Source organism: Nocardioides sp. Leaf374 (assembly GCF_916862475.1).
Lineage (GTDB): Bacteria > Actinomycetota > Actinomycetes > Propionibacteriales > Nocardioidaceae > Nocardioides > Nocardioides kribbensis.
This window is the reverse complement of the sequence record NZ_CAKASO010000022.1, coordinates 13,555-28,732: the sequence shown is the minus strand read 5'-3', so window position 1 is coordinate 28,732 and position 15,178 is coordinate 13,555. Positions and strand designations below refer to the sequence as shown.

The 15,178-nt window shown below is 75.4% G+C and carries 17 protein-coding genes and 3 tRNA genes; 11 read left to right on the top strand and 9 right to left on the bottom strand.

The features are described from left to right. Nucleotides 1-15 precede the first annotated feature (15 nt). Entirely contained in the window at nucleotides 16-297 is a 282-nt protein-coding gene (locus tag LPA27_RS11400) for a hypothetical protein (RefSeq protein ID WP_056863391.1), read from the bottom strand. Nucleotides 298-444: 147 nt separating this feature from the next. Continuing rightward, the gene (locus tag LPA27_RS11395) at nucleotides 445-717 is read right to left on the bottom strand and encodes a DUF7218 family protein (RefSeq protein WP_228942498.1); all 273 of its coding nucleotides are present in this window, start codon (nucleotides 715-717) and stop codon (nucleotides 445-447) included. A gap of 127 nt (nucleotides 718-844) precedes the next feature. Here LPA27_RS11395 and LPA27_RS11390 point away from each other — a divergent pair, with 127 nt between their 5' ends. Continuing rightward, nucleotides 845-1,561, top strand: a complete 717-nt coding sequence (locus tag LPA27_RS11390; RefSeq protein WP_228942497.1) for an HAD family hydrolase — start codon at nucleotides 845-847, stop codon at nucleotides 1,559-1,561. A gap of 18 nt (nucleotides 1,562-1,579) precedes the next feature. Here LPA27_RS11390 and LPA27_RS11385 read toward each other — a convergent pair whose 3' ends face one another. Together LPA27_RS11385 and LPA27_RS11380 are read right to left on the bottom strand one after the other, a co-directional pair. Then, entirely contained in the window at nucleotides 1,580-2,407 is an 828-nt protein-coding gene (locus tag LPA27_RS11385) for an enoyl-CoA hydratase/isomerase family protein (protein WP_228942496.1), read from the bottom strand. 658 nt (nucleotides 2,408-3,065) lie between these two features. Further along, entirely contained in the window at nucleotides 3,066-4,130 is a 1,065-nt protein-coding gene (locus LPA27_RS11380) for a phosphotransferase family protein (protein WP_228942495.1), read from the bottom strand. Nucleotides 4,131-4,285: 155 nt separating this feature from the next. On the opposite strand from LPA27_RS11380, the gene LPA27_RS11375 reads away from it, so the two are divergent. Then, nucleotides 4,286-6,148, top strand: a complete 1,863-nt coding sequence (locus LPA27_RS11375; RefSeq protein ID WP_228942494.1) for a hypothetical protein — start codon at nucleotides 4,286-4,288, stop codon at nucleotides 6,146-6,148. Here LPA27_RS11375 and LPA27_RS11370 read toward each other — a convergent pair. Further along, nucleotides 6,111-6,779, bottom strand: a complete 669-nt coding sequence (locus LPA27_RS11370; RefSeq protein WP_228942493.1) for a GNAT family N-acetyltransferase — start codon at nucleotides 6,777-6,779, stop codon at nucleotides 6,111-6,113. The genes LPA27_RS11375 and LPA27_RS11370 overlap by 38 nt on opposite strands. 76 nt (nucleotides 6,780-6,855) lie before the next feature. After that, a complete protein-coding gene (locus tag LPA27_RS11365; protein ID WP_056863386.1) occupies nucleotides 6,856-8,361 on the bottom strand; it encodes an NAD(P)/FAD-dependent oxidoreductase in 1,506 nt (501 codons plus the stop codon). A 376-nt stretch (nucleotides 8,362-8,737) separates the two neighbouring features. Here LPA27_RS11365 and LPA27_RS11360 point away from each other — a divergent pair, with 376 nt between their 5' ends. The 3 genes from LPA27_RS11360 to LPA27_RS11350 are packed head-to-tail and all read left to right on the top strand — an operon-like array spanning nucleotide 8,738 to nucleotide 10,498. Beyond that, on the top strand, nucleotides 8,738-9,703 hold the full coding sequence (locus LPA27_RS11360; protein ID WP_228942492.1) for an ATP-binding protein: 966 nt from the start codon (nucleotides 8,738-8,740) through the stop codon (nucleotides 9,701-9,703). Between the two features lie 19 nt (nucleotides 9,704-9,722). After that, a complete protein-coding gene (locus LPA27_RS11355; RefSeq protein WP_228942491.1) occupies nucleotides 9,723-10,133 on the top strand; it encodes a fluoride efflux transporter FluC in 411 nt (136 codons plus the stop codon). Continuing rightward, nucleotides 10,130-10,498 carry a fluoride efflux transporter FluC gene (locus tag LPA27_RS11350; protein ID WP_228942490.1) on the top strand — a complete coding sequence of 123 codons (369 nt, stop codon included), beginning with the start codon at nucleotides 10,130-10,132 and terminating at the stop codon, nucleotides 10,496-10,498. Before LPA27_RS11355 ends, LPA27_RS11350 begins: the two co-directional genes overlap by 4 nt. A gap of 5 nt (nucleotides 10,499-10,503) precedes the next feature. Here LPA27_RS11350 and LPA27_RS11345 read toward each other — a convergent pair whose 3' ends face one another. Continuing rightward, nucleotides 10,504-10,860 carry a metallopeptidase family protein gene (locus tag LPA27_RS11345; RefSeq protein WP_056863383.1) on the bottom strand — a complete coding sequence of 119 codons (357 nt, stop codon included), beginning with the start codon at nucleotides 10,858-10,860 and terminating at the stop codon, nucleotides 10,504-10,506. 79 nt (nucleotides 10,861-10,939) lie between these two features. Here LPA27_RS11345 and LPA27_RS11340 point away from each other — a divergent pair, with 79 nt between their 5' ends. Further along, nucleotides 10,940-12,343 (top strand): mycothione reductase, encoded by a 1,404-nt coding sequence (locus LPA27_RS11340; protein WP_228942489.1) that lies wholly within the window; start codon nucleotides 10,940-10,942, stop codon nucleotides 12,341-12,343. Nucleotides 12,344-12,439: 96 nt separating this feature from the next. On the opposite strand, the gene LPA27_RS11335 is transcribed toward LPA27_RS11340, so the two are convergent. Both LPA27_RS11335 and LPA27_RS11330 read right to left on the bottom strand, forming a co-directional pair. Beyond that, nucleotides 12,440-12,516 (bottom strand) — tRNA-Asp (locus tag LPA27_RS11335). A gap of 94 nt (nucleotides 12,517-12,610) precedes the next feature. Beyond that, nucleotides 12,611-12,683 (bottom strand) — tRNA-Glu (locus tag LPA27_RS11330). Nucleotides 12,684-12,805: 122 nt separating this feature from the next. Here LPA27_RS11330 and LPA27_RS11325 point away from each other — a divergent pair. From LPA27_RS11325 to LPA27_RS11305, 5 genes are all read left to right on the top strand, one after another. Further along, nucleotides 12,806-12,879: transfer RNA gene (locus tag LPA27_RS11325), tRNA-Phe, on the top strand. Nucleotides 12,880-13,014: 135 nt separating this feature from the next. After that, nucleotides 13,015-13,476 (top strand): RDD family protein, encoded by a 462-nt coding sequence (locus LPA27_RS11320; RefSeq protein WP_056863381.1) that lies wholly within the window; start codon nucleotides 13,015-13,017, stop codon nucleotides 13,474-13,476. 61 nt (nucleotides 13,477-13,537) lie between these two features. Then, on the top strand, nucleotides 13,538-14,485 hold the full coding sequence (locus tag LPA27_RS11315; protein WP_228942488.1) for a hypothetical protein: 948 nt from the start codon (nucleotides 13,538-13,540) through the stop codon (nucleotides 14,483-14,485). Between the two features lie 92 nt (nucleotides 14,486-14,577). After that, nucleotides 14,578-14,781: a DUF2945 domain-containing protein gene (locus tag LPA27_RS11310; protein ID WP_056863379.1), complete on the top strand. Its 204-nt coding sequence runs from the start codon at nucleotides 14,578-14,580 to the stop codon at nucleotides 14,779-14,781. A gap of 53 nt (nucleotides 14,782-14,834) precedes the next feature. Then, nucleotides 14,835-15,152 (top strand): hypothetical protein, encoded by a 318-nt coding sequence (locus LPA27_RS11305; protein ID WP_056863378.1) that lies wholly within the window; start codon nucleotides 14,835-14,837, stop codon nucleotides 15,150-15,152. The last annotated feature ends 26 nt before the right edge of the window (nucleotides 15,153-15,178 follow it).

Below are 15,178 nucleotides of genomic sequence, written 5' to 3'. Positions count from 1 at the left end.
GGGCGTCCCGGTCGGTCAGTTGCCGCCCAGACCCCGCTGGAGCCGCAGCTCGGCGTGGAGGCGGTAGGGCATCGGCAGGTGGGCGGCCGCCAGCGCCGCGGCGTACGCCTCGAGCGCCGAGACGAGGGCGTGGCGGGCCTGCTCGGCCTCGCGGGACCCGGCCGCGCGCTGCTCGAGCTCGACCTGGAGCCGCTCGCGAGCCGTGTCGATCGCGGTGAGCAGGGCGGGGATGCGCCGGCGCGGGTCGCCGCCGGGGCCGGAGGCCGGACCGTGGCCCGTGGATCTGGTCGTGCTCATGGGCGCGGGAGCCCTCCCGGCCCTCCGCCGAGCGCGACCTGGCGTCACGCCGTCGAGGGGGCCTGGACCCAGGTTAGACCTGCCCGGCGACGGCGCCGTCCCGCGCGGGCCCGCACGACGCGGCCGTGGGGTCCCTCCGCCGGCCGGTCAGTGCTCGCGCAGCGCCTCGACCAGCTCGTCCTTCCTCATCGACGAGCGGCCCTCGACGTCGAGCTCGGCCGCGCGCTCGCGCAGCTCCTCGACCGTCCACTCCTCGTAGGCCGGCGAGGAGCCACCCTTGCGCCCGACGGCGGAGCGGCCCCTCGCGGCGGCGGCGTTGGCGATGCGCGCCGACTTCTCCTTGCTGTTGCCCTCCTCGCGCAGCTTCTCGTAGAGCTCGTCGTCCTTGACGCTGGGGCCGGGCTTCTTCGCGGCGGGCATGGTCGTCTCCTCCTGGTCGGCCACCGGGTCCTCCCGGCTCCCCTCCGACGGTAGGAGCGGCACCGACCACGACCCACGCCCCTCGGGGTGAACGGCGACCCCGCGCACCCGTGCCACGGTGGGTGGGATGACCCCCACGACACCCGCCTGGCCCGACGCCCCCGCCACCACCGTCGACACGGTGGTGCTCGACCTCGACGGCACCCTCGTCGACTCCGTCTACGTGCACGTGCTCGCCTGGCGCGCCGCCTTCGCCGCCGTCGGGCTCGACGTCGCCTCGCACCGCCTCCACCGCGCGATCGGACTGGGCGGCGACCGGCTGGTAGCCCACGTCGCCGGCGACGCCGCCGAGCGGGCCGTCGGCGACCGGGTGCGCGCGCTGCACGACGAGGACGTCGAGCGCCGCACGGGCGAGATCGGCGCCACCGACGGCGCCGCCGCCCTGCTCGAGGCGCTGCGCGGGCGCGGCCTGCAGGTCGTGCTCGCCAGCTCGGGGGCCAAGGAGCACACCGAGCAGCTGCTCGACCTGGTCGAGGGCTCACACCACCTGCTGCACGAGAAGGTCGCCGGCGCCGACGCCGAGGCCAGCAAGCCCGCCCCCGACCTGCTCGAGATCGCCCTGGAGAGCGTCGAGGCCACCCGCGCGGTCACGGTCGGCGACGCCGTCTGGGACGTCGAGGCCTCCCGCGCCGCCGGGGTGCCCTGCCTGGGGCTGCGCTGCGGCGGGATCGGCACCGCCGAGCTGCTCGAGGCGGGGGCCGTCGCGGTCTACGACGACCCGCGCGACCTGGTCGACCACCTCGACGAGGCGCTCGCCCTGGCCGCGGAGGCCCACCGGGGCTGACCCGGCAGCGGGCCGGGCTCAGGCCCCGAAGGTGGGGGTGCGCTTGGCCACGAAGGCCGCGACGCCCTCGCGGCCGTCGGCGCCGCCGGCCAGCTCCCGGATGGCCAGCGCCTCCGCGCGCAGCCGGGCCTCGGGGTGCTCCTCGACCGCGCCGCGCAGGAGCCGCTTGCTCGCGGCGTACGCCGGGGCCGAGCCCGCCACCAGCGTGGCCACGACCCCCTCGGCGCACGCGTCGAGCTCCGCCGCCGGCACGACGCGGGCCACGAGACCGGCGTCGAGCAGCTCGGCCGCGGTGAGCCGGTCGTTGAGCAGCGCCAGGCGCAGCACCCGGTGCAGGCCGAGGGTGTGGGTGAGCATGCTCGTGCCGCCGTCGACCGACAGTCCGAGGCGGGTGTAGCCGAGGCTGAAGGTCGCGGTGTCGGCCGCCAGCACGAGGTCGGCGGCGGCCGCGAGCGGGAAGCCGGCCCCGGCCGCCGCGCCCTGCACCACCGAGACCACGACGGCCTCGCTGCGCACCAGCTCGGAGACCACGCGGTGCAGGCGGTCGGCGAGCTCGTCGACGTAGCCCGGCAGGTCCTCGGCCCCCGCGAAGGCCGCGACGTCGCCGCCGACGCAGAAGAAGCGCCCCGTGCTGGCGAGCACGACCACCCGGGCGTCGTCGGCCGCGGCGCGGCGTACGGCGGTGAAGAGCTGGTCGACGGAGTCGAGGTGCACCGGGTTGCCGCGGTCGGCGTCGACCAGGGTGATCCGGGCGACGCCGTCGGCGAACGCGTAGCCGACGTGGGACGCGCCGGGGTCGGTGTCGTGGGAGGGGTCGACGGCGGCTGAGGTGTCGTGGGGCGCCATGGCCGTCACTCTGCCACCGGCCCCGGCCGCCCTCGCCCGGCGTCCAGGTGCCGAGGTCCGGGGGCCGAGGTCCGGGGGCCGAGGTCCGGGTGCCGAGGTCGGGTGCCGGTGTCGGGGGCCGGGGTCGCGGGCCGGTGTCGGGGGCCGGTGTCGCGGGCCGGTGTCGCGGGCCGGTGTCGGGGGCCGGTGTCGGGGCCGGTGTCGGGGCCCGACGTCCACGGCCGACGTCGGATGGCCGCGTGGATCACGCCGTCCCGTGATCCACGCACGCCCCGGGCCGGGCATTGCGCGATCCAGGCGGCTCTGGACGCTGACCGGCTGCCGCAGCCGCGCAAAGTCCGGCCACGACGTCATCGCCCGGCCTCCGCAGAGCGTCGGCCGGGCTCCTCGGCAGAGCATCGGCCGGGCTCCTCCGCCGGTTCGGCGCCGCGCAACGTAATCATCACGCGCCGGGGCCCGGGGCCCGGGGCCCGGGGCCTGGGGCCTCGCGGATCGCGCAATTGCGTGATCCACGCACGCCCCGGGCCGGGCATTGCGCGATCCACGTGGCTCTGAATGCTGTCCGGCTGCCGCAGCCGCGCAGAGTGCGCACACGACGTCACCGCGCGGCCTCCGCAGAACATCGGCCGGGCCCCGGGGCCGGGTCAGGCCGGCCGGGTCAGGCCGGGTCGGGGTCGACGGCCAGTCCGGCGTCCAGCAGGGGGCCGACGGACTCGCCGGCCGAGGAGAGCCCCTCGCCCCCGGCGGCGCGGTGGCGGTGGTCGATGCCGGCGGCGATGACGGCGAGCTTGTAGTAGCCGAGGGCGAGGTGGCGCTCGAGGTCGACCAGCGGCACGCCCCCGGCGCGCTCGTAGGCCGCGGCCAAGCCGGCCACGTCGGGCACGCGCGGCTCGGTCCAGGCCGACGGGAAGCCGAGCACCTGGTCGAAGGCCGGGTGGCGGTAGACGCACATCATCGCCACGTCGGCGACCGGGTCGCCGATCGTCGACAGCTCCCAGTCGACGATCGCCGCGACCTCGACCGGGCCGGTGGCGGGCACGCGCAGCAGCGTGTTGTCGATGCGGTAGTCGCCGTGCACGATGCCGGTGGAGCGCTGCTCGGGCAGGCGCTCCCCCAGGCGGGCGGCGAGCGCCGCGGCCGCGCGGCGCACGGGCTCGGGCTGGGCCTCGCCCACGATCTCCCACTGGCCCGACCACCGCTTGAGCTGGCGGGCGGCATAGCCGTCGGGGCGTCCGAAGCGCTCGAGGCCGACGGCGACGTGGTCGACCTCGTGCAGCCGGGCGAGGGCGTCGGCCAGGGCCGCCACAGCCGCCTCGACCCGGTCGTCGGGCAGACCGGCGAGGTCGTCGGCCGACTGCAGTGAGCGGCCCTCGACGAAGCGGGCCACGGCGAAGGGACCGCCGATGAGCGACTCGTCCTCGCTCAGCGCCACCGCCGGCGGCACGGGGACCCCCGCGCGGCCCAGGGCCCTGGTCACCCGGAACTCGCGGGCCACGTCGTGCGCCGACGGCGTCCGGCCCGCCCGCGGCGGCGTACGGAGCACCCACGCGGCCTCGCCGTCGTCGAGGCGGACGGTGAGGTTGGAGCGGCCGCCGGAGACGAGGCGCGCCCGCAGGGGCGCCGCCGGCGGCTCGCCGGCCTCGGTCATGACCGCGGCGACGGCCACGAGCTCGTCGGCGCTGAGCCCGGCGTCGCCGGGGGTGTCCTGGTCGGTCGCGGTCACCGGGGCCTCTCCTGCCGGGCGGCCCCGGCGTCGGCTCGCACTCTACGGAGGTGCGCCGCACCGTGGCGGCACGTGCCCGTCGGCGGGTGCGCCGTGGCGGCGCGGTCTGCTGCGTTCAGCCTCGCCGCGGCCCGGATCCGCGTATTTTGCCGTCCATGGCAGACGCGACACCCGACGAGGCCGGCGCCGACCTCGTCGACCGGTGGCTCACGCACCGCGACGGCGGCGCCGACGCGCGCGCTGCGGAGCTGCGCCGCCAAGGCGCGGCGCTGCGGGAGCGCACGGGTCGGCCGGCACCGCCCGAGGGCGCCGACGCCCCGGCCTCCGAGCGGTGCGACAGCACCACCTTGCCCCCGGCCCCGGTCCCGGCCGCCAGCCGCGAGCTCGACGCGTACGACGCCGCCCCCGCCCGCCCGCTGCCCCCCTCGGGTGGCATCCGCCCCGGTCTCGGACTCGCCGACTTCGAGCCGGTCATCATCCCCTCGGCGCGCCGACCGAAGCCCGAGCCCCGCCGCGGCCTCCTCGCCCGCCGCCGCGCCACCGAGGCCAGCGACGCCGTCGCGGTCGACCCGGGCGACCCGGGCGACCCGGGCGACACGGGCGACACGGGCGACACGGCCCCCGACACGGTCCCCGACACCATGGCCGACTCGACGGCGGGCGCCCCCGCTGACGCTCTCCCCGAGCCCGCCCCCGTCGTCGACGCTGCACCGGAGCCGGAGCCGGAGCCGAGCCCCCCCGCGGAGCCCGGTGACGCCGTGGCCGCGGGTCGCGCCATCGTCGACCTCCTCGACCGCCCCGCCCCGCTCCCGGCGGCCGAGGAGCGAGCACCGGCCCCCACCCCGAGGCCCGAGGAACGGGCACCAGCCCCCACCCCGACGGTCGAGGAACGAGCACCAGCCCCCACCCCGAGGCCCGAGGAACGGGCACCAGCCCCCACCGCGGTGGTCGAGGAGCGAGCGCAGCGAGCGTCTCGAAACCACCCCACTCCCGCCGCCGTCACCACCGCCGTCACCACCGCCGTCCCGACCGACCCCCCGCCCACGACGACGCGCGCCGACGCGGTGAGCGCCGGCCGCGCCGTCTTCGACTTCCTCGCCGCGACGGCCGCTCCACCCACCACCCCGCCACGCGCCGCCACGCCGACCCCGCCCGTCTCGCCGGTCTCGCCGGTCTCGCCGGTCTCGCCGGTCTCGCCGGTCTCGCCGAGTTCACCGAGTTCGCCGAGTTCGCCGACCGAGCGCGAGACCGACCCGGCCTCCGACCGACGTCGGACGGCGCCTGCCACCAGTGCCTCGGCGGCCCCCCGCCCCGCCAAGCCGGCCAAGCCCGCCAAACCCGCCAGACCCGCCAAGCAGGAGAAGCCTCCGAGGCTCGCCCGGCTCCGGCAGCCGGCCGCGCCGGCACCGGCGGCGGCGCCCACCGGGCCCGCACCCGTCCCCTCCGGTCCCGCCCCCACGCACGCACCCGCCGCCACCCCGGAGGCAGGCGCGGCACCCCGGCGTACGCCTGCGGCGGCCCGGTCGGTGTTCAGCGACTTCGCCCACCAGACCCGCGGCGAGACGCCGCCGCGGCCGGCCCCGAGCGGCCCCCCACCCCAGGTCGACTTCGCGCCGCGCGCAGCGCTGCGGCGACTGGTGGGCCTGCTGGTGCTGGCCGGGGTCGTGACGAGCGGCTACCTCGCCTGGCAGGCCTGGCAGGTCCGCACCGAGGAGCGCCTGGGCCTCGCCGGGATCGCCCTGCTGTCCACCGCGGTGGTGTGGGCGGTGTGGGCCGGCTCCAGCCCGCCCCGGCTCTCGGTGCGCGGCGGCCAGCTCGAGATCCGGCGCGGCGGAGGTCGTCAGGTCTTCGACCTGGCCAACCGCTACACCGACATCGAGCTGCTCGGTACCCCCGGACGCCGCGGCTGGCGGGTGCTGATCCACCGGCGCGGGATGTCCCCCGTGGAGATCGACTCCTCCATGGTCGACCCCCGAGGCTTCACCGAGGTGCTGCGCTACTACCGACCCGACCTCTGACCCGGCCCCCGGTCCGACGTCCGACGTCCGACGTCCGACGTCCGACGTCCGACCGAGCGTCGGGCGCTCGCCCGCCGGGCGCTCCGGGCACGGCGACCCAGTAGCGGCGCTTGTCGCCCCGCACGTCCTCGCACACCCCGCCGCAGCGCTCGATCGTGCGCGCCGAGGCCACGTTGTCGACGTCGCAGGTCACCAGCACGCGGTCGAGCCCCAGCTCCCCCGCCTCACCCACCGCGAGCGCGAGCGCACGCGAGGCGTGACCCTCACGACGCCGGGCCGGCCGCACCGAGTAGCCGACGTGCCCCCCGGTCTCGAGCAGGTACGGCGTCAGCTCGTGGCGCAGGTCGAGGAAGCCCACGACCTCCTCGCCCCCGCCCGCCGTGTCGACGATCCACCAGAAGGTGGAGTGCACCAGCGGCCCGTGCGGGCCCTCGCCCAGCGCCACCGACCGGTCGGCGTACGGCGTGAGCGCCTCGACCCACGCGTGGCAGCCGGCCGGGGTCAGGTGGCGCCGCAGGGCCGGCGGCAGGAGCCAGACACCGCTGCCGGCGGGGTGCTCGTCGCCGAAGTCGGCGAGGGCCCGCGCCCAGCTCGTCGCGAGGCGGGCGTCGGGGCGGCGCAGCTCGGTCACGGGGCCAGTGGACCGCAGACGCCGACGGGGGCGCCACCGGATTGCTCCGGTGACGCCCCCGCGGTGGCGGTCTGCCTCAGACCCGCTCGCCGGTCTTGACGCCGCGCTGACCGGCGTCGGTGAGGCGGGCCTCCTCGACGGCCTGGGCCTCGAGCTCGGCGCGCCGCGTGGTCTCGAGCAGCTCGCGCGAGGCCTCGTAGGAGCCCGGCGCGGACACCAGGTCGGTCGCGCCCCCTCGCAGTCGCGAGAGCGCGTTGCGCCCGAAGATCTGCTGCTCGGTGGAGGTGCGCTCGGAGCGACCGCGGCCGAGGAACGACACGAACCAGTGCAGCACCGCGGTGACGCGGTTCTTGAAGCCGGTGATGTAGACGAGGTGGACGGCCAGCCACATCAGCCAGGCGATGAAGCCGGTGAGGCGGATCTTGCCGATCATCGCCACGGCCCGGAAGCGGCTGATGGTGGCCATCGAGCCCTTGTCGAAGTACTTGAACGGCTCCTGGGCGGGCTTGCCCTTGACCCGGCCGTCGATCTCCTTGGCGGCGTACTTGGCGCCCTGGATCGCGACCTGGGCGACGCCCGGGAGGTTGTCGAGGGCGATCATGTCGCCGACCACGAACACCTCGGGGTGGCCGGGCAGGGTGAGGTCGGGGTTGACCCCGATGCGCCCGGCGCGGTCGAGCGGGGCGCCGGTCTGCTCCGAGAGCGTCTTGCCCAGCGGGCTGGCCTGCACGCCGGCGGCCCAGATCTTGGTGACGGACTGGATCCGCTCGGTGCGACCGTCCTTGTACTTCACCTCGAGGCCGCGCTCGTCGACGTCGGTGACCATCGCGCCGAGCATGACCTCGACGCCGAGCTTCTCCAGCTCGGTCTTGGTCTTCTCGCCCAGCTTGGCGCCGAAGGGCGGCAGCACCTGGGGCGCGGCGTCGGCGAGGATCACGCGGGCCGAGCGGGTCTCGATGGCCCGGAAGTCGCGGCGCAGGGTGCGGTGGGCCAGCTCGGCGATCTGGCCGGCCATCTCGACACCGGTCGGTCCGGCGCCGACGACCACGAAGGTGAGCAGGTGGTCGACGTTCTCGCCGCGCTGGGCGCCCAGCTCGGCCATCTCGAAGGCGCCGAAGATGCGACCGCGCAGCTCGAGGGCGTCGTCGATGCTCTTCATGCCGGGGGCGAACTCGCTGAAGTGGTCGTTGCCGAAGTACGACTGCCCCGCGCCCGCCGCGATCAGCAGCGAGTCGTAGGCGGTCACCGTCGGGCGGCCCAGGACGTGGGAGGTGACCGTGCGGGCCTCGAGGTCGATGTCGGTGACCTCTCCCAGAAGCACCTGCGCGTTGGACTGGCTGCGCAGGATCTCGCGGGTCGGCGGGGCGATCTCGCCCTCGGAGAGGATGCCGGTCGCCACCTGGTAGAGCAGCGGCTGGAAGAGGTGGTGGGTCGTCTTGGCGATCATCGTCACCTCGACGTCCGAGCGGCGGAGCGCCTTGGTGCCGAAGAGTCCGCCGAAGCCGGAGCCGATCACGACCACGCGGTGCTTGCCCGTCGAGGGGTTGGTCGCGGTCGGTGCGGGGACTGGGCTGGCTGCCATGTCGGGACCTCTCTGGTGGCTGCCGGGACGGAGGCGACGTCTCTCGGTCGGGGCGTCTGCCCCATTCTCCCGCGCAGGGCGTCGCATCTCTAATCTGGGCCACCGTCTGGTCGCTCACAGCACCCTCCCGGGTGGTCGTCGCGGCCGCTCCCGTGGCCCTCGCCACACGCCCCCGACGACGCGGCACTCGGGTGGGAAAACTTTCAACGACGCAGGTTTGCCCGCGCAGGCCCGCGGGTAGTCGGCACGGGACTGGCACCCACCTGCCGCTGTCCTCGTGCGGCACCCGCCGCCGCGGGGCCCCGGCCGCCGGTCGTCCGCCGGACCTCGTGGTCCGGACCCGCCACCCGATCTCTTCGCACCGTTGGAGCCGTCCGTGCCGCTGAACCGGCCCGCCCTCTCCCTGGGCTCCGGTCCCCGGGGCGTGCAGAATGCACGCCGCTGGGTGGTCGAGACGTGCCGCGACATCGGCCGCGACGAGCTCGTCGAGTGCACCGAGCTGGCGGTCTCCGAGCTGGTCACCAACGCCCTGCTGCACGGCTCGCCCCCCATCGAGGTGCGTGTGCGCGGCACCGTGGAGCACCCCCGCGTCGAGGTCCGCGACGGCTCCCCCGAGCGCCCCGTGCTCCCGACCGAGACCGGCGAGACCGACGACGACGACGTCGAGTCGCTGCTGCTCACCTTCGGCCGGGGGCTGAGCATCGTGGCGCGGTGCTCCCGGGCGTGGGGAGCCGAGATCGAGGCCGACGGCAAGACGGTGTGGTTCGAGCCGGCCGCGGAGTTCGCCGAGGACAACGGCGCCGAGGGCGTCGTCACCGGGCTCGAGCAGCCACCCGCCGTGCCGTCCGACCCGGTCGCGGTGTCGGTGCACGGTGTGCCGCTGGACCGCTACGTCGCCTTCCAGCGCCACTTCCGCGAGCTGCGCCGCGAGGTCCGGCTGCTCGCGCTGGCCCACGAGTCGGAGTACCCCCTGGCCAAGGACCTCTCCGACCTCTTCGGCGACCTCGAGCGCCAGCTGCGCGGTGGCTCGGTCGGCCCCGACGTCGACCGCGCGGTCGCGGAGGGCCGCACCCACCTCGACCTCGACCTGCTCGTCTCCCGCGCGGCCTCGGGCAGCATGCAGCAGTTCATCGACCTGCTCGACATGGCCGACGTCTTCTGCCGCGAGCAGCGGCTGCTGTCGCTGGCCCGCACCCCGGAGCAGCGCCGCTTCCAGCAGTGGTACCTCGGCGAGTTCGTGCGCCAGGTCGCCGGCGAGGAGCCGCTCCCGTGGCGCGACCCGGCCCCCGGGCCCGACGACGGCGAGCAGACGCCCGAGGTGCGGCGTACCGTCGTCTCGTGACCGACGCCCCCACGCCGCGGTGAGCCCCGCTCCCCGGCTGCTCGCGCTGGTGGCGCTCGGCGGAGCCCTCGGCGCCGTCGTGCGCTGGGCCCTGCTCGAGGTCTCCCCCGACCCGGCCGGCGCCTTCCCCTGGACCACCCTGGCCATCAACGTGGTCGGCTCGGCGCTGCTCGCGACCGCGGGTCTCCTCGCCGCCGTACGCCGCAGCCGCGGCCTCGCGTCGTTCCTCGGGCCGGGGGTCATGGGCGGCTTCACGACGCTGTCGGCGGCCTCCGAGCAGACCCGGGCCCTGCTCGACGCCGGCCGCCCCGGGCCGGCCGCCGCCTACGTCGTGGGCAGCCTGGCCGCCGCGCTGCTCGCCGTCACCGCGGTGCACGCCTGGGCGGCGGACCGCGGGGACGACCGCACGCCTCGCGGGGAGGGGCCGTGACGACGACCGACACCGTCGACACCGTGGTCCGCGGCCTGCTGGTGGCGCTCGGGGCGGGGGTCGGCGCGCCGCTGCGCTACGCCGTCGCCCAGCGGCTGGACGCCCGCTGGCCGACCGGGACGCTCGCGGTCAACCTGCTGGGCTCCCTCGTGCTCGGCGTGGTCAGCGCGCTGGCGCTCTCGGGCCACCTCTCGCAGGAGTGGGTCGCGCTCCTCGGCACGGGCTTCTGCGGCGGCTTCACGACGTACTCCTCCTTCGTCGTGCAGACCCGGGGCCTGGGCCCGCGCACCGGGGCCCTCTACGCCGCCGTGTCGCTGCTCGGCGGCCTGGGCCTGTGCGCCGTGGGCTTCCTGCTGGCCACCTGAGGCCCTCAGGCGTAGCCCAGCTCGTGGAGGCGGTCGTCGTCGATGCCGAAGTGGTGGGCCACCTCGTGGACCACGGTGATCCGGACCTCCTCGACCAGCTCCTCCTCGCTCGCGCACATCCGCAGCAGCGGGCCGCGGAAGACGAAGATCCGGTCGGGCAGCTCGAGGATCGTGGAGAAGTCCCGCTCGGTCAACGCGACACCGTCGTAGAGCCCGAGCAGGTCGCGCGGCTCGCCCTCCGGCGGCTCCTCCTCGACCAGCACGACCACGTTGGTCACCAGCTGCGCCAGCTCGTCGGGGATCTCGTCGAGCGCGGCGTCGACGAGGGCGTCGAAGCGGTCGGGGTCCATCGCGACGGGCACACCCGCATCGTGCCACCGCGCGACAACCGACCCACGCGGGTGGACCGCGCCCCAGGGTGCGGCGCCTAGGTTCGCCGGTGTGACCCACTACGACGTCGTCGTCCTCGGAGCAGGCTCCGGCAACACCGTCATCGACAAGTCCTTCGCGGGGCTCTCGGTGGCCATCGTCGAGCGGGGCCCCTTCGGCGGCACCTGCCTCAACCGCGGCTGCATCCCCTCCAAGATGCTCATCCGCCCCGCCGACGTCGTCGACGCCGCCGCCGACGGCCCCCGCCTGGGCGCGCGCACCAGCGCCGACGGCGCCGACTGGGCCGCGATCCGCGACCGGGTCTTCGGGCGCCTCGACGAGGTCTCCGCCGACGGCCGTGCCTACCGCGAGGGCCTGCCGGGCGTCGACCTCCTCTCCGGCACCGCCCGGTTCACCGGCTCGCGCGCCCTCCGCGTCGAGCTCGACGACGGCGCCACGGTCGAGCTCACCGCCGACCAGGTGGTGCTCGCCACCGGCAGTCGGCCGGTCGTGCCCGACATCGAGGGCCTCCACGAGGTCGAGCACCACACCAGCGACGACGTCATGCGCCTGGAGACCTTCCCGCGGCGCATCGGCGTGGTCGGCGGCGGCTACATCGGCGCCGAGCTGGCCCACGTCTTCGCCGCCTACGGCGCCACCGTGACCCAGGTCGAGTCGGGCGAGGCCCTGATCTCCAACCAGGACCACGACATCTCCCAGACCTTCACCCGGATCGTGTCGCAGCGCTGGGACGTGCGGCTCGGCACGTCGCTGGAGCGGGTCTCTCGCGCCGCCGGGGGCACGGTGATGCACCTCGACGACGGCAGCGAGGTGGAGGTCGACGCCCTCCTGCTGGCCATCGGCCGCCGCCCCAACGGCGACCTGCTCGACCTCGACCGCGCGGGCGTCGAGACCGACGACACGGGCCGGATCCTGGTCGACGAGCACCAGCGCACCAGCGCCGAGGGCGTGTGGGCGCTCGGCGACGCCTCCAGCCCCGAGCCGCTCAAGCACGTCGCCAACCAGGACGCCCGGGTGGTGAAGCACAACCTCCTGCACCCCGACGACCTGCGGGTCTCCGACCACCGCTTCGTGCCCAACGCCGTCTTCGCCTCCCCCCAGGTCGCCGCGGTCGGCCTCACCGAGGCCCAGGCCCGCGAGCAGGGTCTCGACCTCGCCATCGCCCGCCACGAGTACGGCGACACGGCGTTCGGCTGGGCCCTGGAAGCCGACGACCGCCACGGCGAGGCGGCCGGCTACGTCGTCAAGCTGCTCGCCGACCGCGCGACCGGTCGTCTCGTGGGAGCCCACCTGCTCGGTCCGCAGGCCTCGGTGCTGGTGCAGCCGCTCATCCAGGCCATGAGCTTCGACCAGCCCGTGGCCGACCTCGCCCGGGGCCAGTACTGGATCCACCCCGCGCTGACCGAGGTCGTCGAGAACGCGCTCCTCGCGCTGGCCGGGGAGCTCGCGGGCTGACCTGCGCACGGCCGGCGGTGACGTCGGCCCAGGCCTACCGCCACGGGCCGAGAACGACGACAGCCCCGGACCAAGGTGGTCCGGGGCTGTTCGCGATGGCGACCCCGACGGGACTCGAACCCGCGGCCTCCGCCGTGACAGGGCGGCGCGCTAACCAACTGCGCTACGGGGCCAGGTGCTCCGTCACCGGAGCGATGGAACCATAACCCACTCCTCGCGGGAGCACCGAATCGGAGTGGATCGGGCCCCGCCGGAGCGGGACCGCAGCACCCCCAACGGGATTCGAACCCGTGCTACCGCCGTGAAAGGGCGACGTCCTAGGCCGCTAGACGATGGGGGCCAGGCGCGGAGCAGTCTAGGGGAACCCGCACGCGCCCGGCCCATCGGCGCCCGGCGCCCGTCCGGTGTCGGGCAGGGTCGATTCGTGGGGCCGCCCCCTCCCGTGTAACCTTCGTGTCGCTCGGGCAGGTAGCTCAGTTGGTACGAGCGTCCGCCTGAAAAGTGGAAGGTCGGCGGTTCGACCCCGCCCCTGCCCACGAGCACCGCAGGGCTCAGACCTGCGAGAAGGCCCCCGTCGGTATCCGACGGGGGCCTTCGCCGTTCCCCGCCCCTCACGGGCGTCCTCCCCGAACGCCTGCGGCCGTGGCGCCGCTCGCGGTAGAACCACCCCCATGAGCCTCCCCCACGCCCAGACCTCCCTGCCCCCGACCGCTCGCACCGATGCGAGCGCGGGCCAGCGCGTCGGCGCCCTCCTGCTCGACACCCTGCTCGTCATGGCGCCGCTCTTCGTGGTCGCGGGGATCCTCTTCGGCGACAGCCAGGCCGGCGACGGCGGCGCGAGCGTCTCGCTGACCGGTGTGCCGTTCCTGCTCACGCTGCTCGTGGCGGCCGGGTACTTCCTCGTCCTCGAGCTGACGACGGGACAGACCCTCGGCAAGAAGATCGTCGGCATCCGCGTCGTCTCCGACAAGGGCGGCGACGTGACGGCCGTGCAGGCGCTCGTGCGCACCGCGCTCCGCGTGGTCGACGGCTTCGCCTTCTACCTCGTCGCCTTCGTGGCCGTGCTGGCCAGCCCGAGGAACCAGCGCCTCGGCGACATGGCCGCCTCCACCCGGGTCGTCCGCGCGAGGTGACGAGCGCCCGCCGGCACGCGGTGCGGGTCGGACCCTCCGGGCACCGGGCAGACTCGCAGGCGTGACCCGCGCCCCGTGGAAGTGGCTGGCCGACCGGATCGAGTCCCTCGACCCGGAGACCGACAGCGACGAGATCATGCGTCTGGTCGCCGAGCACCAGCTCAACGACCCGATCGTCAACCTCACGCTCCTGGTCACCACCGCGCAGACCGCCCTGCCCCCGACGGCGTCGGCCACGCTGGTGGGCACGGGCAAGATGCTGCACCGCGGGGAGGAGCGCTTCCACGACGGCAGCGGCTACCTGATGACGTGGTTCACCCAGGGCGCCCGCAGCGAGGCGACGCGGGCCTCGGTGGAGCGGCTCAACCGCTACCACCTGGGGCTGGCCCGGCGCTTCCCCGGCGCCTTCGGCGACAACGACGAGTACGTCTACACCCTCTGCGCCGTCGGTGACTTCCTGCCACGCATGCGCGAGACCCTCGGCCTGCCGCCACAGAGCCCGACGCTCGACGTCGCCTGGCACCACTTCCTGCGCGACCTGGCCGGGCTCTTCCGCGGCGAGCACGGTGACGTGACCGGCTTCCCCGACGACATGGCCGGGGTGCGGGCCTTCGCGGCGCGCTTCGAGGCGCGCGACTGGCCCTCGACCCCCGAGGGCCACGAGCTGGCCGAGGGCATGGTGCGTCAGTACGCCGAGCGCTTCTTCCCGCCGCCGATGCGGTGGTTCGCCCGCACCCAGGCGCTGCTGCTGATGCCGCCGCGCGTGCGCGAGGTGCACCGCACCGGTGAGCCCGGTCGGGTCGCGGGCGCCGTGGTGCGCCTGACCATGCGGTGGGTGATCCGGGCCCAGGAGTCGTGGTGGCCCGACCGGCGGCGCCGCTACTCCGAGACCCGCGCCGGGCGCCGCGGCCAGGCCCGCGCCCGTCGTCGTACGGCTCGGATGCAGCAGCGCTACGACCGCCGGGTCGCCCGGGGCGAGATCGCGCCGCCGCGACCCGAGGACGCCTAGGCCGTCGGGGCCAGGAGCCCCCGGGCAGACCATGACGCGAGCCCACCCCGGCGGGTGCGGTGGCCGTCCGAGCGTCTTCCTATCGTCGACCCATGGCTATCAGCAAGGGTGACGCGGTCACCTGGAACACCCCCCAGGGAAAGACGAAGGGCACGGCGAAGGAGAAGAGGACCTCGCCCTTCCAGCACGACAAGCAGACGTTCGACGCCAGCGACGACGAGCCCTACTGGATCGTGGAGTCGGAGAAGTCGGGCTCCACGGCGGCCCACAAGGAGTCGTCGCTGTCGAAGGCCTGACGGCAGGCCTAGACCGCGTCGTCGCGGTCCCCCACGCACAGGAGGAGCAGACCATGGCAGAGGGCAGGCACCAGCCGCCGAAGGGTGTGCAGGAGAACGGCGAGCGCGCGGTGCGCTGGATCGAGGAGGGCAAGGCCGGGCGCAATTTCACCGACGTGGGCGACCACCGCGCCCACCAGCTGGCCGCCGGTGAGAAGCTCACCGACGAGCAGGTCAAGAAGATGCAGGCCTACTTCAAGCGCCACAGCGTCGACAAGGATGCCGACGGCTTCACGCACGGCACCGACGGCTTCCCCTCCCCCGGTCGCGTGGCCTGGGACGCCTGGGGCGGCGACGAGGGCGAGCGCTGGGTGGGCGGCATCGAGCTCTAGCCCGGCCCGGTGCTGGGGCTGCCCGA